11 protein-coding genes are annotated in these 25,875 nt (G+C 32.6%); 5 read left to right on the top strand and 6 right to left on the bottom strand.

Translation table 11 applies throughout. The annotated features are described in order from the left end of the window. Nucleotides 1–10 precede the first annotated feature (10 nt). Nucleotides 11–1,192 carry a metallophosphoesterase gene (locus tag GOY08_RS06120; protein WP_158997978.1) on the top strand — a complete coding sequence of 394 codons (1,182 nt, stop codon included), beginning with the start codon at nucleotides 11–13 and terminating at the stop codon, nucleotides 1,190–1,192. A 175-nt stretch (nucleotides 1,193–1,367) separates the two neighbouring features. Here the strand turns inward: GOY08_RS06120 and GOY08_RS06115 are convergent, their stop codons facing one another. The 3 genes from GOY08_RS06115 to lepA all read right to left on the bottom strand — a co-directional run bounded on the left by GOY08_RS06115 (nucleotide 1,368) and on the right by lepA (nucleotide 5,622). After that, entirely contained in the window at nucleotides 1,368–2,348 is a 981-nt protein-coding gene (locus GOY08_RS06115) for a hypothetical protein (RefSeq protein WP_158997977.1), read from the bottom strand. 251 nt (nucleotides 2,349–2,599) lie between these two features. After that, on the bottom strand, nucleotides 2,600–3,802 hold the full coding sequence (locus GOY08_RS06110) for a Bcr/CflA family efflux MFS transporter (RefSeq protein WP_158997976.1): 1,203 nt from the start codon (nucleotides 3,800–3,802) through the stop codon (nucleotides 2,600–2,602). Beyond that, on the bottom strand, nucleotides 3,802–5,622 hold the full coding sequence (lepA, locus tag GOY08_RS06105; RefSeq protein ID WP_158997975.1) for a translation elongation factor 4: 1,821 nt from the start codon (nucleotides 5,620–5,622) through the stop codon (nucleotides 3,802–3,804). The genes GOY08_RS06110 and lepA overlap by 1 nt, the downstream gene beginning before the upstream one ends. Nucleotides 5,623–5,724: 102 nt before the next feature. Here lepA and GOY08_RS06100 point away from each other — a divergent pair, with 102 nt between their 5' ends. After that, complete coding sequence (locus GOY08_RS06100; protein WP_158997974.1) at nucleotides 5,725–6,324, top strand: hypothetical protein; 600 nt, start codon at nucleotides 5,725–5,727, stop codon at nucleotides 6,322–6,324. Beyond that, nucleotides 6,311–7,075 carry a substrate-binding periplasmic protein gene (locus tag GOY08_RS06095; RefSeq protein WP_158997973.1) on the top strand — a complete coding sequence of 255 codons (765 nt, stop codon included), beginning with the start codon at nucleotides 6,311–6,313 and terminating at the stop codon, nucleotides 7,073–7,075. Before GOY08_RS06100 ends, GOY08_RS06095 begins: the two co-directional genes overlap by 14 nt. A 1-nt stretch (nucleotide 7,076) precedes the next feature. Here GOY08_RS06095 and ruvB read toward each other — a convergent pair whose 3' ends face one another. Together ruvB and ruvA are read right to left on the bottom strand one after the other, a co-directional pair. Continuing rightward, nucleotides 7,077–8,105 carry a Holliday junction branch migration DNA helicase RuvB gene (gene ruvB, locus GOY08_RS06090; RefSeq protein WP_158997972.1) on the bottom strand — a complete coding sequence of 343 codons (1,029 nt, stop codon included), beginning with the start codon at nucleotides 8,103–8,105 and terminating at the stop codon, nucleotides 7,077–7,079. A gap of 8 nt (nucleotides 8,106–8,113) precedes the next feature. Then, nucleotides 8,114–8,902 carry a Holliday junction branch migration protein RuvA gene (ruvA, locus tag GOY08_RS06085; RefSeq protein WP_158997971.1) on the bottom strand — a complete coding sequence of 263 codons (789 nt, stop codon included), beginning with the start codon at nucleotides 8,900–8,902 and terminating at the stop codon, nucleotides 8,114–8,116. Between the two features lie 130 nt (nucleotides 8,903–9,032). Here ruvA and GOY08_RS06080 point away from each other — a divergent pair, with 130 nt between their 5' ends. Then, on the top strand, nucleotides 9,033–9,764 hold the full coding sequence (locus GOY08_RS06080) for an MIP/aquaporin family protein (RefSeq protein WP_158997970.1): 732 nt from the start codon (nucleotides 9,033–9,035) through the stop codon (nucleotides 9,762–9,764). On the opposite strand, the gene GOY08_RS06075 is transcribed toward GOY08_RS06080, so the two are convergent. Then, complete coding sequence (locus GOY08_RS06075) at nucleotides 9,759–12,716, bottom strand: LysM peptidoglycan-binding domain-containing protein (RefSeq protein WP_158997969.1); 2,958 nt, start codon at nucleotides 12,714–12,716, stop codon at nucleotides 9,759–9,761. The two genes, GOY08_RS06080 and GOY08_RS06075, sit on opposite strands and share 6 nt — an antisense overlap. 313 nt (nucleotides 12,717–13,029) lie before the next feature. On the opposite strand from GOY08_RS06075, the gene GOY08_RS06070 reads away from it, so the two are divergent. Beyond that, nucleotides 13,030–25,830, top strand: a complete 12,801-nt coding sequence (locus tag GOY08_RS06070) for a fibronectin type III domain-containing protein (protein ID WP_158997968.1) — start codon at nucleotides 13,030–13,032, stop codon at nucleotides 25,828–25,830. The last annotated feature ends 45 nt before the right edge of the window (nucleotides 25,831–25,875 follow it).

Raw genomic sequence — 25,875 nt, 5'->3', positions numbered from 1 at the left:
AGGAGATAAAATGGATTTTTTTCGAATTCTCATTGTGATACTTTTTTTGATTTTTTCATATTTTTATTTATGCCGAAGTATTCACATTATATTTGGTTTAAAAAGAAAATCATTTATTTACATAACTCTAGCATTATTTATGTTTTTAACAAATTTAGGCTTTTGGGGATCTCGGTATTTTAGAGGGCAGGGGAGTATACCCTATCAATTTGAATATATTTATTGGGTGAGCTTTATATTATTAGGTTTTATGTTTTTTATGCTAAGTTGTTTTTTTATTGCAGATATATTTTCCATAATAATATATTTCATTCATAAAATTATTAGTTTTAAGAAAACAAAAAAATCTGAAAATTTAAATAAAGAAAGAAGAAGAATATTGCATTTTATTTCATTAGGAATTGCTGCTTGTTTTACTGGAGTTGCATATGTAAATGCAAGAAGAATTCCTCAGGTTAAAGAAGTATTTGTTCCAATTAAAAATTTGCATGATGAATTGAAAGATTTTTCTATTGTCCAGCTTACTGATCTTCATATTGGACAAACTATTGGAAAAGAATATGTTGAAGCAGTTGTTGAAAAGGTAAATCTCTTAAATGCAGATATAGTTGTAATAACAGGTGATTTGATTGATGGTTTTGTTGAACAAATTCAAGATTGGGTCAAGCCATTAAGCAATTTAAAAGCTAAATATGGAATTTATTACGTTACCGGAAATCATGAGTATTATTGGGATGCTGAAGGTTGGGTAAAATATATTCAATCTCTAGGAATACACTATCTAGGAAATTCAAATCATCTTTTAAATATTGGCAAATCAAAAGTAATTATTTGTGGAGTGAATGATCTTTCCGCCGAAAAATTTATAGAATCACATAAGATGGATTTAGAAAAAAGTAAAAATAATGCACCGCAGTTTCCTCATTTAAAGATACTATTGGCACATCAACCCAATACTGCTTTTGAAGCAGTTAAACTGAATTACTTTGATTTACAAATTTCAGGACATACCCATGGAGGACAAATTTGGCCAATGACATGGCTTATTCATTTTATTCAATATTTTAGGCCAGGATTAACAGCTTTTCAAAATATGTATGTTTATGTGAGTAGAGGAACGGGATACTGGGGGCCACCAGCGCGTTTAGGCTCGGATTCTGAAATTACATTTCTTAAAATAAAACAAGTTTAATTTTATTTTTTTCTAGATAAACCCTCCCACTCTTGTTGCTGCTGGTTATGTTTATTTTTCAGGCAAATTGAAATCTGGTATGTTAATTGAACCTATTGAAAACGAATCTCTTGAGTCTTTAGATTGAATTATTAATGTATTTTCAAAAAGTCATTTTGCACAATAAAAATTTAAATTAAGCAGGTTTCGCTCCATAATTTGGTAATTCATTTTCATGAACATTTTTTGTTACTTTTGGAATACCTGGAATATCTAAATTTTTATCTGTTCCCATTTCATAAATTTTTATAGGATCAATATGTTTGTATCGAAAACTTCTTATTTCGCAATAAGCTAAACCATGCAGTAATGGAAGGGCATCATAAAAAGGAGTTTCAGGTACAAAGGCCGATGCTTCTTGTTTCATTCCTAATGACATAATTAAATTTTTAGAACTAATTGTCCTTGGCATTTCTGCTAATTTTTTTGTTATATTCAATAAATCTATAGATTTTTTCTTGCCAGCATTTTGTATCTCTAGTTTTTGATTTGTAACTGAGGATAGAAGATCATTACGCCTTCTTAATTCTTCTCGCCAATCTATCGTTTTCTGTGCTTGGCAATAAATATTTCCTTTTAAAAACTCAGATACTGCTTTTTCAATGATATGTTTTACAAGTTTTGAATGCAAAATAAATGTTTTAGTAAAGTAATTTTTCCCATCAAATCTTATTAATCGCCCATCAAATATTTGTTTTAAATCAAAACCAGCAAATGAATATTCAGGTAAAGGATATACAATATCAATACGATCGGAAATTAAATCTCTTACTACTAGGGATTCATCTTTATGAAATTCTACTTGGAATAAGGAATGTCTAAAGTTTCTAAATTGTTCGTATTTAGCAATTTCATTGAGAGAGTAACAGGCTTGTCCATTGTATAGAAACGTTTCAAATACAGTTGAACCGGAAAACCCTTCGGATAAGCGATATTCAAAAATAAAAAATTCCTGAAAAGAATGCATTCGTTGTTCAAAAAAAGGATCATCATCGTTGACTTTACCGGTTGATATAGAAAACAACTCTTTGGCTATTTGTCGCTCATGTTTAAATTCATCTTTTAAAGAGTATTCTGATAAATTGCGGATTATTTCTTGGCAATACTTAGCGGACATGAAAGACCTCATAATTTCCTAGTTATCTTATAAAAAGTCTGGTGAAAGAATTCCACCATATCGTTATTTTTTATTTTAAGAAAAAATAGATAAAGTTTATTGACGTCAAAATTTATTCGATATGCGTCAATTTCTTTAATATAACTTTAACGTATTTTATATTAAAAATGGAAGATTTAGTTCTATTTTTATGCTTTCATAAATATAAATAATATTTTTATGAATATAAAATAGTTAAACAGATAATTGATTTATAATCCCAATTTATCTGACGTATTTTTTTCTTTCTCCATAAAAAAATAAAACATCAAAGATATAAGGTAAATAATTGAAATATATAAAACAAATGAAAATATTGTTTGATTATAAAAACTTGGAAAAATACCAGAAAAAATTGTACCTACTACAAAAAAGAAAAAATATAGTAATGCAGATGAAATTCCTTTTGATAAATTTGTTGAATCTAAAATGATTCTTGTAAAAGGAGCCGAAAATAATCCGTAACCAAAATTAAAACAAGCAAATACGGAAATTAAAAGATATAAATTTTTAGGGAAAAAAAATGTGGTAAAGCATAATACTAGCATTGAGATAGTTGTAATAACAAAACCAATTTTTAAACATTGGGTAGAAGATTTTAACTGACTTAAATATCGTAGTGCAAAAGTTCCTAGTACAAAAGCCATAAATATAGGGATTTGAACAATACTAAATTGACTTTTATTTAATTTAAATAAACTAATTAAAACCATAGGTGAACTAGCTATCCATACAATGACTGATCCAAAAGCAAAACTAAAACTTAAGGTACCGAAAAAATATTTTTGATTTTTAAATAGCTCTAAATAATTTGCTAATGTGGTTTTTAATTTAATGGGAACAATTTTATTTTTTGGTAATGTTTCAGGCATTACAAACCACAAACCAATTAAGGTAATGAATGCTAAGAAAAATGTAGTTAAAAAAATGTATCGCCAGCTTGCAAAAAGTAACACAAAGCTACCTAATAATGGACCTATCATTGGAGCAAAAAGAGCTATGGAAGCCATCCAAGAAATAACGTGAATAGCTTCTTTTTCTGCAAAAAGTTCATGTACGCATGCATATCCAGCTACACCAATGAAGCAAGGTCCCATTCCTTGAAGGATTCTAGCAACAAAAAACATATCCATGTTTGCAGCAATGATACCCAAAAGATTGCCTATTAGAACAATCAATCCACCAGCAAATAGAGTTTTTCTTCTTCCATAGCGATCAGATATTGGTCCAACTATGAGTTGAATTGAAAGTGATCCTAGGAGGAAGATGGAAAGGGATAACGGAATGAGATCTTCAGGCTCTTGGAAGTCATTAACAACATCAACAAGAGCAGGAAGAATCATATCATTTGACAAATAAACAGAGAATTCGAAAGAAACTAAGAAAATTAAAAATAAAAGGTGTGATTTTTTCATTATTCTACATCGGAAAGGTTCAATATCGCCATAAATGCTTCTTGTGGAATTTCAACACTTCCAACTTGCTTCATACGTTTTTTACCTTCCTTTTGTTTATCTAATAATTTTCTTTTTCGAGAAATATCACCACCATAGCATTTGGCGGTAACATCTTTTCTAAGCGCACTTAACGTTTCGCGTGCAATTACTTTAGAACCTATGGCAGCTTGCAAAGGAACTTCATATTGTTGTCTTGGAATAACTTCCCTTAATTTTTTGACTAGCAAACGACCACGTTCATACGAATTGCTTCTGTGGACAATACAAGAAAGAGCATCAAGGGGTTCTCCATTTACTAATATATCTAGCCGAACAAGATCGCTTTCTTTGTAATCTAAAAATTCGTAATCCATACTTGCGTAACCGCGGGAAATACTTTTAATACGATCAAAAAAATCAAATACCATTTCATTTAAAGGAAGTTCGTATTGCAACATCACACGGCTTTGAGAAAGATATTCCATTTTAGTCTGAACCCCCCGCCTTTCAGCTAGCAAGGCCATTACTCCGCCCAAGTGTTCTTGTGGCATATGAAAAGTGGCTTTTACAACAGGTTCAGAAAACTTTGCAATAGTTGTAGCTGATGGTAGATTTGCTGGATTATCAACTCGTAACTCTTCACCTTTTGTAGTTTCAACAATATAAACACAGGTAGGAGCAGTGAAGATGACGTTCATATTATATTCACGTTCAAGGCGTTCTTGAATAATTTCCATGTGCAGAAGTCCAAGAAATCCACAACGGAATCCAAATCCTAGTGCCACTGAAGTTTCTGGTTCATAACTAAGAGAACTGTCATTTAAAGTTAATTTTGCTAGAGCATCTTTAAGGGATTCAAATTGATTTGTTTCCACAGGAAAGATACCTGCAAATACCATTTGTTTTGCTTTTTTAAATCCAGGTAAAGGTTCTACCTGTGCAGAGGCCATGCAAATAGTGTCACCAACTCTTGAATCTTTCACGTCTTTCACATTTGCAATGATATAACCTACTTCACCAGCACTCAAACTTTCTCTTGGATAAGCTTTCACGCACATGATTCCAACTTTTTGCACTTCAAAAACTTTGCCAGAATGCATCATCTTTATTTGATCACCGATTTTGACAGTTCCATCAAAAATACGCACAAGAACTATCACTCCTTGATAGGCATCAAACCAACTATCAAAAATGAGAGCTCTAAGATCTTTGTCTCTGTTGTCAGGAGGGGACGGTATATAATGAATTATAGCTTCTAAGATATCGGGAACACCCATTCCTGTTTTTGCGCTACATTTTATTGCATTAGATGTATCAATAGCAAGTTCTTCTTCAATTTGAAAACAAACACGTTCATAATCAGCACTTGGTAAATCAGCTTTATTTATGACTGGTATTATGTCTACGTTGTTATCTGCAGCTAAGTAAACATTGGCGACGGTTTGAGCTTCAACTCCTTGGGTAGCATCAACAACTAGCAAAGCTCCTTCACAAGCAGTTAAACTGCGGCTGACTTCATAGGTAAAATCAACATGGCCAGGGGTATCAATCAAATTTAAAGTATAAGTTTTTCCATCTTTAGCTGTATAATCGACGGTGGCTGTTTGCGCTTTGATGGTTATTCCACGTTCTCGCTCAAGATCCATACTGTCTAAAATTTGAGCTTGTTTTTCTCTGTCGGCTACAGCACCAGTCATTTCAAGTAAACGATCCGCTAAGGTTGATTTACCGTGATCAATGTGGGCAATGATACAAAAATTTCTGATGAGTTCTGGTTCTGCGTTAGTTGTTTTACTCATTCTTTTCTGCCTTAGTAATATTAAAAAAAAATATAATTTCTGCCGATGATACAGCCCAAGGAAACATACATACTCAAATGTTTACTTTTCGCAAGGACTCTTATGCGCTTACGGTGGCAATATTCAATAATAGCAAAGCTTATTGGGTTAATGCTACCTTGTTTTTTTGTTTCTTGCCAATCAACAGAGGAAGATAAGGATGAGATTCCGTCGCCACCGTTGATGACTTCAACTGAATACGTCTATATTCCATTAAAAGATATTCAAATCTCATATTTTGACAAAAGAAAATGGCGAATTATAACACAACATATTGAATATATTGATAATACATCAATGGATTCCATTTCTTCTATTTGGTTTTTTCAATCATTCCCGTTAGAAATTATAGTACTAGACAATCCTGACATCCATCAGCCTTTTACAAATAACTTTAGTGAGATGAGTAAACTCACCTTGCGGAGAACAAAGATTTACTTGCCATTTTTGGAATTAATTCATTCAGATGATTTGGATTCTCTTCTACCAGCATGTTCTGGAAATGAATTTAGAGCAATTGCTAGAATTATAAGCAATCAAAAATATATAGGCATTCCAAGTGAAGAAGTTAAATTAACAGAGGATGAAAATTTTAGGAAATGGTATAATTTGGGTGAAGTCATTTGCATTAATTTAATAAGAGAAATCAATGAAAGTAATTAAAGTTAAGTTCTCATTAAAAATAAAAATATTTATGCTATTGCTGTTACTTATTTTATTCCAAAATAAAATATATGCCGAAGAATGGATTGGAGCTTGTGAAGAAAATTATCCTCCTTATAACTACATGGAAAATGGATTTCCTACAGGATTAGATACTGAAATTGTTCAACATGTTATGAATAAAATAGGAAAGAAAATAACTATTAGAACAGCTAATTGGTCTAATGTTTATAAAAATTTACTAGAAAGTAAAGTTGACTTGGCATGGCAGTTTATTGGATCTGAAGAAAGGAAAAAATTATTTTTTTTGGTGGGTCCAATTCGTTATGGATTAGACGTTATTTTAGTCAGAAAAAGTTCAAATGTTTCTAATTGGACTTCATTAAATGATTTTTCAGGATTAAAGGCAGGGGTGATTAAAGGCTACAAATATCATCATGAATTCGATACTGCAAATAATTTTAAAAAGAAAGAATTTCCAAATGTCCAGTCACAACTTGAAGCTTTAATAAGTAACAAAGTTGATTTTATCATTGGCGATTTTAATGTAATGAAATATATTATTAAAAAAAATAATTACTATGAAAAAGTTAAATTTCTGCCAACTTCAATAAAAAAGATCCCTCGCTTTATTGCTTTTTCAAATAAGGATAAAGAAAAATCTATTTTATTTGATCATTATCTTCAAGAATTTTTAAGTTCACAAGAATATACAGATTTGTTAGAGAAATATGAAAAATTAAATCGTTAAATTAAATATCAAATTGTTTTATTTTTTCAATATGAGACTTGCCTGATTCAGATAAAATTCTACCTCTTGCTGAACGTAAGACGAAACCCCGATATACTAAATAAGGTTCGTATACATCTTCTAAAGTGGATTTTTCTTCATTTAATGCTGCAGCAATAGCATCTAGACCAACTGGTCCTCCTGCATATCTTTCGTACATTACTTGCAGAAAATCTCTATCCATATTACAGAGACCTTCTTCGTCAACACCAAGACGTTTTAATGAATTATTAATGACCTCTTCATCAATGATATTTTTTTGTAAAACAATTGCAAAATCAAGAACTCTTTTTAATAATTGATTTGCAATTCTTGGAGTACCTCTACATCTTTTTGCTAATTCAAATGCAGCATTTGTGGTAACTGAATAATTCATAATTTTTGCACTGCGTAAAAGAATTTTACTTAAGGCTTCAGGTGAGTAAAAATCTAAATGCTCCTGAATACCAAAACGATCTCTTAATGGAGCTGAAATAGCTCCTGCACGTGTTGTTGCACCGATAATACAAAATGGCGGAAGATCAAATTTTACTGTCCGAGCTGTAGGTCCTTGACCTATTAAAATATCTAGCCGCATATCTTCCATTGCAGAATATAAAATTTCTTCAACATTTGCTGGCAGTCGATGAATTTCATCAATAAATAAAATTGTTTTAGGCTCTAGGCTAGCTAAAATTCCCATTAAGTCTGCGGGCCTTTCAATGACAGGGCCTGCTGTTACTTTAAATTGATATTGCATTGTTTCAGCAATAATACCTGCTAATGTAGTTTTACCAAGGCCAGGAGGACCATGAAATAAACAATGATCTAACATTTTTCCACGAAGTTGTGCTGCTTTTGTATAGATCTTTAAATTATCACAGACTCGTTCTTGTCCAGGATAGTCATCAAAACATTTTGGTCTCAAATTTAAATGAGGTTCTATAGGATCAGTTGCAAGTTCAGGAAGAATGACTTGGTTTTCAAATTTTGTGTGAATATTTTTATTCATACCTTGCCTTAGTGTTTTTGTAACATTTTTTCAGATAATTTAGCTAAACTTTCTTTTAATGCTATTTCAATTGTTATGTTTTCGCCTGTTTCCATTCTTTTTTCAAATTTTGATAGGATATCTAAATATTGCTTGTCTTTATATCCTAAATTAGATAATGCGCTTTTTAGATCTTCCAGCAATTGGCGTTGCATATATTTTTGTTTAGTATTTTTCTGTAAGTTTTTTGAATTTTGTTCGTTGCTTTGATTTTCTATTTTACTGTCAAAATCTTTAATTTTTGTATATTCATTTTCTTCAAGATAAAGTGACAATTTTTTACTTAACTTATCTTTAAGCTCTAAAATTAAGCGTTCTGCAGTTTTTAATCCAATACCCGGAATTGCAGTTAATTTGCTATTTTTTCCAGCAGAAATAATTTCACAAAGTTCTAAGCCGGTAACAGAACCTAAAAGTCCTAAAGCTGCTTTAGGCCCCACTCCTGTAACACTGATAAGATCTAGAAAAACTTTTTTGTCAAAAGAATTAGCAAAACCAAATAATCTAATAGCATCTTCGCGAACATGAGTATAAATATACAATTGTGCTTCGAGGAAAACGGCTGGGAGTTGATACAACGTTGTTGCAGGAACTTCAATTTCATATCCAACACTATTTACATTTAATAAAATAGATTCTGGATTTTTTTCAATGATTATTCCTTTTAGATATCCAATCATTGTTACTACCCTTGTATTTATGAGTGACTCATTTTTCTTAATGAAAACTGCATTATTGCATATTTCAAATTTAACCATAATCACTTCCTCCTTAAAAGGGCAACTCTAAATTGTCAAATTTAAAAATTAAACTAGACAAAAGATCAAAAATCGTGTTCGTTCATATGTTTGTAAGTATTGTAATAATTTATTTTTTTAAGAGGTTTTCATGAATGCGATCATTTTAGGTGAATTTATTGGTTGTGTTTTTTTAATAATCTTTGGTGGAGGCGTTGTTGCAAATACTTTGTTAACTAAATCAAAAGGAATAAATGCTGGATGGTTTGCAATCTCAGCAGGGTGGGGCTTTGCAGTTATGGGGGGAGTTTTTGTTGCAAAGTCAGTTGGATCAGATCAAGCAGATTTAAATCCCGCTGTTACTTTAGCGAAATATTTATTAGGAGGAATTTATTCTTTGCAAGAAATATTTCCAATTTTTATTTCACAATTTGCAGGTTGCTTTGTAGGGGCTATTTTAGTCTGGCTAACTTATTTTCCTCATTGGAAAGAAACAAAAGATCCTTCTTTAAAGCTAGCTGTATTTTCTACAGGGCCTGCAATTAGACATTCTGCTGCAAATTTAATGGCAGAAGTTATCGGCACAACTATTCTTGTTTTTGGTATAGGTGCTATTTTTGGAAAAGCAACAAATAACGGTGCGATATCTCCAGCATTAGGACCTTATCTTGTCGGAATTTTAGTTTGGGCAATAGGTTTATCTTTGGGAGGAGCTACTGGATACGCTATTAATCCAGCAAGAGATCTAGGCCCCAGAATTGCGCATTTTTTGCTACCAATTGCTGGAAAGGGAAAATCTGATTGGAAGTATTCTTGGGTACCTGTAGTTGGTCCTGTATTAGGAGGGGTAATTGGCGCTTATTTATGGAAAACATTTTTATAATAATCCTAAATCTAAATTAAAGTTTAAAATTACCCCATTTTCAGTAACAGTTGAAATTACATTATTAGTATAAGTCGTTCTACTTGAGTAAAATAATTTCAAACCTATTGAATAATTGGGCAATTGTTGAAATAATTCAATTTCTGCTTGATAACCATTACCAAATTGCGAATAATTAAAGAAATTAGGAATAGTTAAAATGTAACCAACTTTGCCGTATAAATGCAAATTAATTTTTTCTAAAAAATCATATCCTAAATAAAAAATATGATTGTCGACAATAATGTAATTGTCTTGCATTGTTTTCGGTACAGCATTTATTTGCGATTGATAGTAAATATCCTGTTGAAGAATATTCTTATATTCGAGTAAGAATGATGATTTTAGATACCAGGACAATCCAAATTGCAAATAAGGCAATAATGCTTGTCTTTGATTTATTGCATAAACAGGTGAATCTAGTAAGTCAAAATAAATTAAACCTAATCCAAAGTGAGTTTTAAATTCTTCACTCCAGTTTTGAACTAATAAAACATTTTGATTTGTACTTGCAGCTGAATTCAAAGAAGCGTAAGAATCTGATGCTTTATTATACTCAAGTAATTTAAAATAGCTAATTCCAAAACCAATTTGAACCGAAGATGGAATATTGTTACTTAAATCACTTGACACAGAAACAATATCTGAAAAATCCGATTTAAAATTATCAATTTTAGTTTTTATTGCATAAAAATATTCTGTATCTGCAGTTATGTGTGAATCAAGATAATTCTCTTTTCCTGTAATTTCAGTAAAAAATGACATATTATCAGTATTTTTAAAGCCACGATATATTTCGTATGTAATGGTTAAATTACTTTCTAATTTTTCCCATTCTAAATAAATTTCTTTATTAATTACTTCAGCTTTTTTCCATTTTGGAGGTTGAGAAGGAACAATTATTTTAAATACATTTGATTCAGAAATATTTTTTTGATTATTTTCTGTGATAAATTTATAGTAAATTATATTCCCTTGTCTTATATTGTCATCAATGAAAGTATTTCCTTCAGCATTATCTTTTAATAAGATAAAGTTTTTATTTAAATCATAAGATTTTAGAATGGTTGTTTTTGTAGTAATATTAGATTGAGTGTTTTTCCATTCAATTTTGACAGATTTTTTATTTATTATTGATAGTTTTACATCTGAAATTGTTTTAGGTTTTAAATCTATACTAACAATATTTGACTCAATTGTATTATTTTTATAAATAGCTATAACTTTATAAAAATATCTATTTCCTTTTTCTACTTTTGGATCTACAAAAACGTTTTTTTGGAATTTTTCTTCTACTAAAGTAAAATCAGTATTTTCAACCTCGGTTCTATAAATATTATAAAATATATTTGTTGAACCATGATATTTATTCCAGTAAAGTTTAATACTATTTTCTTCTTCAATGATTTGAAGAAACAAGTCATCAAATGAAGTAACAACTTTAACTGTATTAGATTTTTTTGTCACGCTGCTAAGATTTTTTGCTACTAATTTATAGAAATAAGTTTGATTTTTTTCAATACTATAATCTCTAGTGAAGTAATCTTTAATATTTGCTTGTATTAATTCATAATTATTCTCGTTATCTTTTGATCTTAATAAATTATAATTACTTAAATTATTATTAAAATTTTTATTCCATTCCAGATAAACATAATTATTTTTTAAATAGGCGGATAATTTTACTTCATTAGGAAATGAATAAAATTTTATTGGTGACGATTCAGTAATATTTTTGTTCTTGTCAATAGCTTTTACTTTATAAAAGTAAACAGAATCGCCTTTTATAGTTTTGTCCGAAAAATTTGGATCTTTTAAATTATCTTTTAGAAGTAAATATCCATTCCGTTCAAAATTTGAACGATAAATTTCATATGTTAATTCAGATTGGCTTTCACACTTATCCCATGTTATTTCAGCTGATGTGTCTGTTATATTAATTGAAATATTTTTAATATAGCTTGGTGGAAGTTGTATTTTTACAATATTTGATTCATGTTTTTTACCAAATCTATCAATCCCAATGACTTGATAGTAGTATATTTTCCCTAAATAAACCTCATAATCAGTTAGTCTATTGCCAAAAAAGTTATTTTCAAAAGTTATAAAATCATTGTCTTTATTTATAGATTTCTTAACTTCATAACGTAAAACAACATTTTCTTTTCTTATCCATTTTAAAAATATTTTTTTATCTTTTGTTTCAGCAAATAACTTTATTTTATTTGTAAAATTGTTTTTGTTGTTTATTTTTTCATCTTTTAAATTCTCTTTCAAAGTTTCTGGTAAGGTAAGTGGAGGTATTTCTACTTTATTAGTTTCTAAAAACTCAGAGTATGAAATTTCTTCATGGCTTTGTTGTTTTTCATTAAAATATATTATTTTTAAATATTTTTTTTCATTCTCACTTAGTTGATTTAATACCCATATAGAGATTGGAAGTGTAATTAATTCATTTGGAAAAATAAGATCTCCTTTTGTTGGTTTCTTTTTAGGATTTAAATCTAATGTTTCATTAAGAGTTCCTTTTTTTCCATAAATTGGAAATGACTTATATTTTTGAAGTAAAACACTTATCATATCGTTTTTTCTTACCTTATAAATAATATAAACATGTGAACTTGGTAGTTTTTGAATATTTTCTAAATTTCCGTTATATTTCTTATATCGAGGTATTTTTTTATTTTCTAAATTTTCAACTAAATTATTATTTAACGAATTATTTTCTACCTCTTTCTTAAGAGGTATGGTTAGAATTTCTCCAGGGTAGATAAGATTTCCTTTTGTATTAATTTTATGCGGGTTTAACTTTAATATTTCAGAAAGATATCCTTTTTTACCATAAATTGGCTTTAGTGAATACTTTTTTAAAATTCCTAAAAGAGTGTCTTTTTTTTGTACTTTGTATTGCATATACTTTAACTCAATTGAATAAATATTTTGATTTTTTTGGCAAAATAAAATTATGAATAGTATTAAAATATTTTTGATTAAATTTTTTTTAAATTTTATTAGCTTCAAATTCCTTTTACCTGTAAAAATTTTTCTAACTTTATATAAATTTTTCGGCTTGTTATATTGCAAGGTAAGTAAGATTATTTTAGGAAAATATTTCTGGCAGTGAAAATATTGCATTGTTAATATTGAAGATAATTATGGATAACTAAATAGAAATATATTCCTTTATTATGTATAATAAATTAAATTTAAAAATTAGGATAGGGAGTTGTTTCGATTATTTCATAAAACAATTTTAATTTTGTTTCTTATTTTGATCGTTGCTTATGGTTGTAATTTTAATCCTTTAGGGGGGGCGAATTCACATGTTGACGATGGTAATAGCCCTTTTTTATCAACTCCTAAAGTTTTTGAAATTACTGATGCTCTTGCAAGTGATAGTCAGGTTGCGTTACTTTGGGGACAAGCGCAAAAAGCAAATCATTATACTGTTTGGTATGGTACTTCTCCAAAAAATTATTCAAATTCTTTGACTTCATGTAATGCCCAAATTGTTTGTATTGTTTCTTCTTTGCAAAATGGGACAAAATATTATTTTAAAGTTTCTGCACAAAATGCCTATGGAAATACGGACTCTAAAACAGAAATAGCTGCTACTGTTGGCCCATTTCAATCTGTTAATGCAATATCTGGTGACAAAACTGTTTATTTAATTTGGAATGCGGTTGATATTGCTAAGACATATTCTGTAAGTTACGGCGTTTATCCTGGACCATTTACAGATTCCATAACCAATTTGCAAACCAATTACGCAATTATTCCTAATCTAAATAATGGTACAACTTATCAATTTCAAGTTACTGCAAGTAATAATGCTGGAAGTGTAGCAAGTAATATAAGTACTGCAACCCCACTTGCACCACCTTTTGCTCCGACTTCTGTTACTGCCTTAGCAGCTAACTCTAATTTAACGAATGTATCTTGGAATGCATCCGTTGGTTTGGGAACAATAACTTATCAAGTAAGTCGTTCAATTGTTTCTGGTGGACCGTATAGTCTTCTTGTAAGTAATTTAAACTCTGCTACTTTAACTTTTGCAGATTATACTGTTTTACCAGGAATGCAATATTATTATGTTGTTTCTGCGAGTAATTCAGCAGGGAGTTCTCCGAATTCCTTTCAAGCTTCCGTAGTAACACCTACAACTCCACCTACCAACTTATATAGTCCTTTTGTATCAACAAATTCTGCAATCATACAATGGCTACAAAGTCCTGGAAATGTACCAATTACTTATACACTAAAAAGATCTTTAGTTTCTGGAGGACCATACTCTAATGTAACAGGTTGTATTAATATTAGTGTAGTAAATTGTTCAGATAGTTCAGTAGCAGCAGGAACGCAATATTATTATGTTGCAAGTGCAACTAATTCAGCAGGGACTACTTCGAATAGCTCTGAATTGGCATTAACAACACAACCAAATTCACCTTCGGCTTTAGTATTTTCTGCAATTACAGCAAATTCACTCCAACTCTCTTGGACTCCAAGTTCTGGGACTGCAGGGCAAATTACTTATTCTGTATTTAAATCAACAACGTCAGGTAGTAATTATTCTCCTGTTCCAAATTGTATAGGAATTAACGGAAATAATTGCACTGATAATGGACTTTCTGCAGGTACAAATTATTATTATGTAGTAATAGCAACGACATCAGGAGGATCTTCTCCAAACTCGAGTGAGGCTACAGCTACAACGCTAACAACACCTCCAAGTGATCTTATTGCAAATGCAAATTCAGCAAATTCTGTTACTTTAAATTGGCAAACTAGTCCTGGCAGTGTGCCAATTACATATCAAGTAAAGAGGGCTACAAATAGCGGCGGTCCATATTTTGTAATTGCTTCGGGATCATGCAGTAATTCAACTCTTACTGTGACTTCTTGTACTGATTTAAGTGCTTCACCTGGACTTCGTTATTATTATGTTGTTTTGGCTACAACAGCTGGAGGAAGCACGAGCAATTCCATTGAAACAAACGCAGTAACTCCTACAGCAGCACCAACTGGATTATCTGCTACGGCTATAGGAAATTCTTCTGTTAATTTATCTTGGAATGCGAGTCCTGGAAATTCTTCTTTAATAACATATCAAGTATATCGTTCTGAAACATCAGGTTTTGGTTATAATTTAGTTTCATCGGCAAGTTGCTCTGTCTTATCTATTGGAGTTACTAATTGTATTGATTCGGCTGTAGATTCAGGGAAAAAATATTTTTATGTTGTAACAGCTACGACAGATGGTGGAATATCAAGTTATTCAGCTGAAGCAAATGCCACAACAACGACAACCCCTCCGGCTGATCTTATTGCAACCACAATATCTAGTACAAGCATTAGTATGAGTTGGTCTGCTAGCCCTGGAACGACTCCCATAACCTATACAGTACTTCGTTCAACGAATAGTTCGAGCGGATATGTAGCCATTGCAACGGGTGGATGTACAGGAAGTTTATCTGTTACCTCATGTATCGATAATTCTGTCAATCTTGGGACAACTTACTACTATATTATTACTGCAACGACAGCTGGAGGTGCTTCTGGAAATTCAGGATTTGCTTCTGCAACAACTCCAACAAATGCACCAACAACTTTAACAGCCACAACAACGGGAACAAATTCTATCAATCTATCTTGGACAGCTAGCTCGGGTAGTGCACAAATAAGTTACACATTATTTCGCTCTACGACGAGTGGCTCGGGATATTCTCAAATTGTAAATGGTTCTTGTGGAACCAGTATTCTGTCTCCTTTAGTTACGTGTCTTGATAATGATGTTTTACCAGGTACAAAGTATTATTATGTAATTACAGCAGCGACTGCTGGTGGAGTATCTGTTTACTCTAGCGAAGCAAATGCGACTACGACAACAAATCCACCAGCTAACGTAACAGCGTCTCCGATTGGTTCTAATACAGTAAACGTAACTTGGTCTGCAAGTTCAGGAAATGTGCCAATCACGTATACTATTTTACGTAGTTCCACAGGTGGCGGAATTAATTATGCTGCAATTACATCTGGTACTTGTCAAAGTGGTTTAGTAAATGCATTTAATTGCACAGATACTAGCGCATCTCCTGGAAATTCTTATTACTATATTGTAAAAGCAACAACAGCTGGAGGTGTTTCTACAAACTCAGCTGAAGTCAATGTGGTTATGCCTTCAACAGCACCCACTAACTTAACTGCAATCGCTCAAGATACTACTTCCATAAATCTGAGTTGGACAGCAAGCCCAGGAACATCAACAATCTTATATAATTTATATCGATCAACATCTGCAACTGGACCTTATAATATTGTTAGTTCTTGTAATAATATCTCAATTAATTCATGTTCTGATACAAATCTTATTGCAGGTACTACTTATTATTATGTTGTTACATCTGTAACCTCAGGTGGTGAATCAGTTTATTCAACTCAAGCACAAGCTACTACTTATACAACTCCTCCTATTTTAAATAATATTAGTACCGCAAGTTCTTCATCAGTTTCTTTATCGTGGACAACTAGTCCTGGAACGGCAAGTATTTCTTATAATGTGGCGCGAGCTAATACAAGTGGAGGGCCTTATACAACTATTCTATCTGGCGGATGTAGTGGATCTCTTGTTTTAACTTCGTGCACAGATACAAACGTAGTTGCGGGAACAACTTATTATTATGTAATTACTGCAACTACAGCAGGTGGTGTATCTGTTTATTCAAATGAAGTATTAGCTACAACAATTGCAAATCCTCCAACTGGATTAGTAGCTACTGCAAATGGAGGTGGAGTTGTTAATTTAGCTTGGACAGCAAGCAGTGGTACAAGTGGTTCTATCAGTTACATTATAAAAAGATCATTATCTTCTGGTGGTCCATATAATGTTATTGATACAAATATTACAACAACAAGCTATAGTGATTTTAGTGTTACAAACGGAACAACCTATTACTATGTTGTTCAAGCAATGACAAGTGGTGGAAATTCTGGAAATTCAAATCAAATAACTGTAACCCCAATTAGTAGTTTAAATATAATTGGAAATGTGACGGCACCAAATCAAGTTACGTTAACTTGGAATACTGCATTAGGGGCAACAAACTATACCGTGAAGCAATCTACAACAATGGGAGGCTCAAGTTCTGGTTCAATTATATCAAATTGTTCAGCCATAGTGTCTACAACATGTGTAATTAATACAGGTCTTACTAATGGTACAACTTATTATTATACGGTATTTGCAAATAATGTTGGAGTAGGATCTACTGCTAGTAATTTTTCAAGTGAGGCTACTAGCACTCCTTTTAATACGCCATTTACAACTATAACAGCAGGAACTGGTCAAGTAGTAATTAATTGGAATTCAATCCCAAATGCAAATAATTATAATATTTATGTTTCGCAGATATCAGGAAATGCTATTTCTGGAGGTGTTATAGCAACGGGCTGTAGTTCAATTACTACAAATTCATGCACGGCTACAGGTTTAACTAATGGGACAAAATATTATTTTGCAATGGTTGCAAATTTATCCACTGGTGGAACTTTTAATAGTGGTGAAGTCTTTGCAACTCCTATTGGATCTTTTGACTTTATTGCTGTCAATGGTTTATCTGCAAATAGTGTGCAAATAAGTTGGAATTCTGCTCTTGGTGCAAGTTCATACAATATTATTTATGGAACAGTTTCTGGTTCGTATACTTTTTCTAGCGGGCCATTTACATCATCTCCTGCAACTATATCTAATTTAAATGCTGGTACAATTTATTATTTTAAAATAGTAGCAATTAATGGACAAGGTAACGTTAGTTCAAATTCTGAATTCTCAACAACATTAGTTACTACACCACCTACTAATATAACCGCTTCAGCAACAAGTAGTTCAACAATGAATTTAGTTTGGAATATCAGTCCTGGGAATTCAAGTATTAATTATATTATCCAAAGCTCTTCTACGCCAGGTGGGCCTTATACAACAATTTCTTGTCCTGTTACTGTTAGTGGCTCTTCAGCTAGTTGTACTGATACCAGTGTTTCTGCTGGAAATAGATATTACTATGTTATTAAAGCTAGCAATACAGGAGGAAATTCATCTAATTCATCGGAAATAAATGCTGTAACTCCAACAACAATTCCTACTGGATTAACAGGAAATGCGGCAAGTAGTACAGCTGTATTTGTATTTTGGAATCCAAGTATAGGTTCTGACCCTATCAGTTATACTTTAAAAAGAGCCAATACAAGTGGAGGACCTTATACAAATGTAATAGGATGTACAAGTATCTCTTCTGCAAGTTGTACGGATACTTCAATAAATTCTGGAAGCAATTATTACTACGTTGTTTCTGCAAGTAATGCAGCAGGTTTTACTGGAAATTCAACAGAGTTATCCTTAACTTCACAAGCGTCTGCGCCAACAAATTTATTAGCTACAGCTGTAAGTGCTAATTCAGTTAATTTATCTTGGTCTAGTAGCTCTGGTGGTGCATCGTTAAGTTTTATAATATTGCGCGCAACACAAAGTGGAGGGCCTTACTCGGCCATAACATCTGGTGGATGTGCTGGTAATATCAATTATCCAACTTTAAGTTGTCAAGATACAACAGCACAAGCTGCATCAAAATATTATTATGTTGCTCAATCTGTAACTTCAGGTGGTACATCTGGAAATTCTAATGAAACTTCAGTTACAACATATGCAAGTGTCCCAATTAATGTAACAGCTACTGCATTGAATACAACTTCTATCTCTCTTAGCTGGACGGGTACAACTGGGACTAATCCTGTTAGCTATTTAGCTAAGCATTCATTAAATGGTTCAACCTATACAGCCATATTAGCTGGAAGTTGTCAAACTGCTGTAAATACAACAAATTGTCTAGATCAAAATGTACAGCCAGGGACAACTTATTATTATGTTATTAACTCAATTACAGCAGCAGGAACAAGTGCTAATTCAATAGCAGTAAGTGCAACTACTCCAACTCTTTCTCCAACAAATGTAGTTGCTAATGTTGGAAGTAGTTCTGCGATAAATTTTTCTTGGACAGCAAGTCCTGGAACGGCAAATATAAATTATTCTTTGCTCCGTTCAAGTGTTAGCGGAGGACCTTATACAGTAGTATCTAGTTGTACTTCAGTTACTTCACTTACTTGTTCAGATACAACTGTGAGTCCAGGTTCTCAATATTTTTATGTTCTTATAGCATCAACAGCGGGAGGAAATTCACCATATTCTGCAGAAGTTACAGCGACAACAGCCGCAAATGTTCCAACAAATTTGGTAGCAACAGCTACTGGAGCAACTTCTGTTACCTTATCTTGGACTGCGAGTGCGGGATCAACTAGCAATGTAACTTATACTGTAAAAAGATCTACAGTAAGCGGAGGAGTCTATTCTTCCGTAATTTCTGGAACCTGTTCGGCTCTTGTTGCAAGCACAACTTGTACGGATCAAAATTTATCTCCTGGAACAATTTATTACTATGTTGTTATTGCAAATACTGCTGGAGGAAGCTCAGCAAACTCATCTGAAGCTTCCGTAACAATGCCAACAACTGCTCCAACAAATTTAATTGGCTCTGCAAGTTCTACTACAGCTGTAAATTTATCTTGGAATGCAAGTCCAAGCAGTGGGGCTTCTGTAACATATTTAATTAAAAGGTCTGTTATCTCTGGTTCAACATATTTAAATATTACATCAGGAACTTGTTCAAATTCAGCATTAGCTTCAACAAATTGTAGTGACACGTCAGTAACACCTGGTAATATTTATTACTACGTAGTAAATGCAACAAATTTTGCAGGAACAACGAGTTTTTCAAATCAAGTAGCTGTAACAGTACCAACAACTGCTCCTTCAAATGTTGTTGCAGTAACTGCATCATCAACAGCAATCAATCTTTCATGGAATTTAAGTCCAGGGAATTCTGCTATTAGTTATATAATTGGAAGATCAACAACTTCTGGTAGTGGCTATATTAATATAGCCACTGGTGGGTGTTCTGGGAATTTAAGTACTTCCACAAATTCTTGTTCAGATACAGGTTTATCACCTGGAATAACTTATTATTATACAATTACTGCAGTTAATGGGGGAGGGAACTCTGCATTATCAAGCGAAGTTTCTGCCACAACAATAACTAATGCACCATCGACTTTAACAGCTACAGCAACAAGTAGTACAAGCGTAAATTTATCGTGGGGTGCAAGTATAGGCACTGCAAATGTTACTTATCAGGTGAGTAGATCTGTAACGAGTGGAGCTAATTATTCTCCATTGACCTCAGGAAGTTGTAGTAACATAACAGTATTAACTTGTACTGACTCTACTGCTCAGCCAGGCTATAAATATTACTATATCGTAACAGCAATTAATTCAGGCGGAGCATCTATTGCTTCTAATGAAGTTTCTGTAAATATGCCTACAAGTCCTCCAACAGGTTTTTCATTTACATCTGTTTCCTCAACAAATATTGTGATGACTTGGGCACCAAGTCCAGGTCTACTTGCAAATACTTATACTGTTTTACGTTCATCAACCACAGGCGGATCATATACAAATGTTGTTGGTTGCGTGGCAATTAGTTCATTAAATTGCTCTGATAGTTCTGTTACACCAGGAAATGCTTATTTTTATATTGTCAGAGCAACAAATTCTAATGGAACAACAGGGAATTCAAATGAAATTAATACAGTAACACCAACAACAGCTCCTTCAACACTATCTGCAGTTGCTGGTGGATCTTTTATTAATTTTTCTTGGACAGCGAGTTCGGGCACTGCTGCATTAATTACTTATTCACTAAGTCGATCACAAACTTCTGGAGCTTCATATTCTGTAGTACAATCTGGTATTAGTTCAACATCTGTTTCTGATAATTCTATTTTTCTTGGTACAACGTATTACTATGTAGTGAATGCAAATACGTTAGGTGGAGTATCTGCAAATTCAAATCAAGTTACAGTAACACCTATTGGATCTTTTTCAATAACAAATATTTCATCTTCTTCAGGGCAAATTATTTTAAATTGGAATGCAGCTTCAGGTGCAACAAATTATACTGTAAAATCATCTACAACTTTAGGAGGATCATCTACTGGAACCAATGTAACAGGCTGTGTATCTATTATTACATTGACTTGTACGGTAACTGGTTTAACAAATGGTACTACTTACTATTTTACAGTATATGCAAACAACACTGGAATAAATTCTACTGCAACAAATTCAACTTCTGAAGTTAGTGGCACTCCATTAGGTAACACTCTTGCAATATCAGGGATAGCATCGACACAAATTTCTTTAAATTGGGGGAGTGTAGTTAATGCTACAACATATAATATTTATTATTCAACTTCTCCAGGAAATGCTGTTAGTGGCGGACAAATTGTTTCAGGATGTGCAAATTTAGTTGTTACGAATTGCACCGCTTCAGGTTTATCTAATGGAGTAACATATTATTTTGCATTAATAGCAAATTTATCAACAGGAGGAACATTTCAAAGTACTGAAATTTCTGGAATGTCGATTGGAACATTTGATTTTATAAGTTTAGCTCCAGTGAATTCAACTTCTGCTAATATCAATTGGTCTGCAGCAAGTGGTGCACAAAATTATATTATTCAATATGGAGCTGTTTCTGGAACTTATACTGGTAGCCAAGGTCCTGTAACAACATCATCTTTAGCATTAAGTAATTTATCTCCAGGAAATATATACTTTATGAGAATTAAAGGACAAAATTCGTCAGGAAGTATTTTATCTACCTCAGAAAAACAATTAATATTACCTACAAATCCACCAAGTGGTTTAAGTTTAGCATCGTTAACAACAACTAGTGCAAATTTATATTGGGTAGTTAGTCCCGGTAACTCAGCAATTAATTATAATATTTATCGTTCAAATGTTAGTGGAAGTGGTTATGTGTCGTTAAGTGGTTCTATTGGCTCATGTGGTAGTATTGTAACAACAAATAGTTGTACAGATTCAAGTATTGCATCTGGATCAACTTATTTTTACGTTATTTCTGCAACAAATAGCGCTGGAACTACCACATTTTCAAATGAAATTTCTGTGACTTCACCTCCTAATCCTCCAACTTCTTTAAGTGCTAGTCCTATAAATACAACTCAAATTCAAATGAATTGGTCAGCAGTGACTGGGAATGCTTCTGGTACAACATATACTTTAAGTAGGTCTTCTACTTCTGGAGGTGCTTATTCTCCTGTTACTGGTTGTAAAAATATTAGCGCTGTAACATGTATTGATAGTACAGTTGCTCCTGGTACAACTTATTATTATATTTTAACTGCAACCAATGCAGGTGGTACTTCGGTAAATTCAAGTGAAATATCAGCAACTAGTTTTACGTCTCCACCCAATACATTTACTGCTCTGGCAACTAGTTCTTCTCAAGTAAATTTATCTTGGTCGGTAAGTCCTGGTACAGCTAATATATCTTATACAATATTTCGTTCACTAGTTTCTGGTGGGCCATATACAGCATTAACAAGTGGAACTTGTTCAGGGAATATTACTGTTTTATCTTGTCAAGATACTTCAGTTTCAGCAGGTATAAAATACTTTTATATTATTAAAGCTAATACAGCGGCTGGCGCTTCAGCAAATTCTTTTGAAATTAACGTAACTACGCCTACAACTGCTCCAACTTCTATCACGGCAACAGCGGTAAGTTCAGTATTAGTTAATATTAGTTGGACGGCAAGTCCAGGAAGTAGTGTAGTTTACAATATTAAAAGATCAACAACAGCAGGTGGACCTTACATTTCTCCAACATCTGGGACTTGCAGTAGTGCTGTTAATTCTCCATTAGTAACATGTAACGATGCAAGTGTTCTTCCAGGTGTAACATACTATTATGTGCTAACGGCATCAACAGGTGGAAGCACTTCAGGTAATTCAAGTGAAGTATCTGTTACCTTACCGACAACAGCACCTACAACACTTATTGCTACTACAGCAAGCACAAATTCTGTTACTTTAAATTGGACCGCAAGCCCTGGTACAGCCTCTATTACGTATAGTGTTTTGCGATCCATAAATGGAACAACTTTTACAGCAGTTCCTAGTGGAAGCGGATGTTTTGGCAATTTATCTGGTATTACCTGTACTGATTCTGGATTAGCAATCGGGACAAAATATTACTATGTAGTTACTTCGACTAATATTGCAGGAACAACGGCAAATTCAGTTCAAGCAACTGCAACAACATTAACATCTACACCAACCGGATTAAGTGCGACAGCAGTTTCTTCATCTTCAGTAAATCTCTCTTGGACAGTGAGTCCAGGATCTGCTAGCATAACTTATAATGTATTTAGATCTTTAAATAGTGGTTCAGGTTTTTCTCAAATTGTATGTAATGTTACAATTACATCTTCTTTGGCAAGTTGTTTAGACTCATCAGCAACTGCAGGAAATATTTATTACTATAATATTTCAGCAACAAATGCTGGTGGAACAACCTCAGTTACAAGTAATACTTCTGTTACTTTACCTACAAATACGCCTACAACAATTTCTGCAACAGCAACAAATACTACTACAATTAATATCAGTTGGAGTGCGAGCCCTGGAAATTCAAGTATAAGTTATATTGTATTACGATCGTTAACAAATTTAGCAGGAAGCTTTTCAACATTTTCAACAGGTACATGTACTCCTGCAGGAATTAGTGGATTAAATTGTTCTGATACAGGAGGTTCTCCAGGAAATATTTATTACTATGCAGTACAGGCGGTGAATTCAGCAGGAACCACAATTCAATCAAGTTCTGTTAGTGCTGTTACGCAAACGACACCACCAACAGGAGTAACAGCAACTATTTCTGGAGTAGGCTCCATTGCTGTAAATTGGACAGCAAGTCCAGGTAATTCAGCAATAACATATACTGTAAAACGATCTACTACATCTGGCAGTGGGTATCTTCCTTTAACAGCAGGTACTTGTGCTAATTCAAATTTAACAAATACTTCATGCTCAGATTTAAGTAATCCAGTTAACGGAACAACATATTATTATGTAGTAACAGCTACAAATGCATTTAATACAACTGCTAATTCAAATATCGCATCTGTTACTTATAGTTCTCCTCAAAATACTGTGACACCAGTACTAAGTGGATCAGGTATTAGTTCTACATCAAATATTATTACTTCAACAGGAAATATACTTTCTACTACTTTAGGGACATGGAGTGATACATCAAACTGTTCTTATAGTTGGTATGCTAATAACAGCATTATAAATGGTGTTACGTCTTCAACTTATACAACTCAATCTTCTGACTTATGTAAAGTTTTGACAGCATGTGTAACTTGTTCAAATTTTTTAGGGAGTAATAAAGTTTGTATTAACGGAAATTCTACAACAAATGGAATTAATACGAGCGGAATATTAACAGATTATTCAAATAGAGTCAGTACTATTTCTGGGTTTTCGTTAACTGCAGCTGGACAAGGACAAATTAAAAACTTTCTAGATAATTTAATTGCTAACAATGTTTCTATACCAGATGTATTATATGCAATGCAAAAGCAACAAAATGCTGGCTATGGAAGTGTAAGTAATAGAACTTTGTTTGACTTATATTGCGATCAGCATAACTCTACACTAACTTCATCCTCGTTTGCTTGGGATCAAAATGGAGTACTGGGCAGTTCTGCTTTAGCATCAGCTCCAAATTATGGTATTGCTACATCTAATTCAGCAATTTTTAATTCGACACAACCATCTACAATTGTAGCATATGCACAAAATCCAAGTTCAACTAATTTTAATGGTATTTTTGGTTATTCAACGAATTCATCTGCTAATTCAACAAATGGGTTTGGATTTAATAGTGGTAGTGGAAATAACTTTCGTGATGATTTAGCGAATCAAACTATTACAAATAGTAATGTAGGATATAATTTTGTTGGCAGATCATTAAGTGGTACAACAAATATTTTAGATACGAATGGAACTCAAACGTTACCTTCAACAAATGCAACAGCTTTAGGAGGTGGTAATTTTATATTAGGTAATTTCCCACGCATTGGAAGTCAACAGAATTTTACATTAAATGGATATTTAGCTTTTGCTGCAGCTTGGACAAATAGTGCTTTAAATTTTAATAGTATGGAAATTGTACGCAGTGCATACACTGTTAATTTTCCTGTTCCTGCTACAGTAACATATATTGGTGATAATAATGGTTCTGTCTATACTTGCACTTTATCTGGTGGTGCTGTACCTAATGCGTCTAGCTGCACAGCTTCAACTGGATTTGGAAGTTTATATAGCGTATCAGCTTCAAGCTCATTTTTGTATGTTGTAAATAGTTCTGGATTTGTATATGCATGTCCTATTACAAATAATTCCATTCCATCTACTGCAGCAAGTTGTTTAAAAAGTACTGGATTTAGTGATTCTTTTCCAGCATATCCTACAATTTATTATGCAAATAATTATGTGTATGTTGTGATGTATAGTGCTGGAACAATCTATTCATGTCCGGTGCAAAGTAATGGTTCCATTCCTAATTCTAGTGGTTGTTCTGTTGGTACTGGATTTAGTAAAATTTATGCTGGTTTTGTAAAAAATAATTACTTTTATCTTGCAAATTATTCTTCTGTAAATAAAGTAACATCATGTCCATTAAATAGCGGAGTCGTACCTAATTTTTCTGGTTGTTCTCAATCGAGTACATTTACTGGAGCTTGGGGTATGGGTTACAATGGCAGTTATGCTTATGTTGGTGGTTATTCGAATGGGAATGTTTATGTCTGTCCTTTTAATAGTGGGGTATTTCCTTCAAGTTCAAGTTGTACAAATACTGCAAATGGATTTGGAACAATATGGGCAATTACAAGTACACCAAATAGTAGCGATGTTTATATCGTAAATTCTAACGGTGTAGTGTATTCCTGTCCAATAGCTGCGAATGGATCAATTCCTTCTGCTGGTAGTTGTGCCAGTGGTTCAGGTTTTGGGAAAGGATATGGAATTAGTATCTATTAAAGTATGCTAATATAATTCCTAGATTATAAATTTAGGAGGTTGCTT

The sequence above is a fragment of the Pigmentibacter ruber genome (assembly GCF_009792895.1).
In the GTDB taxonomy this organism is placed as follows: domain Bacteria; phylum Bdellovibrionota_B; class Oligoflexia; order Silvanigrellales; family Silvanigrellaceae; genus Silvanigrella; species Silvanigrella rubra.
Note: the sequence above shows the minus strand (reverse complement) of the source record. Positions and strands in the feature narration are given on the sequence as shown.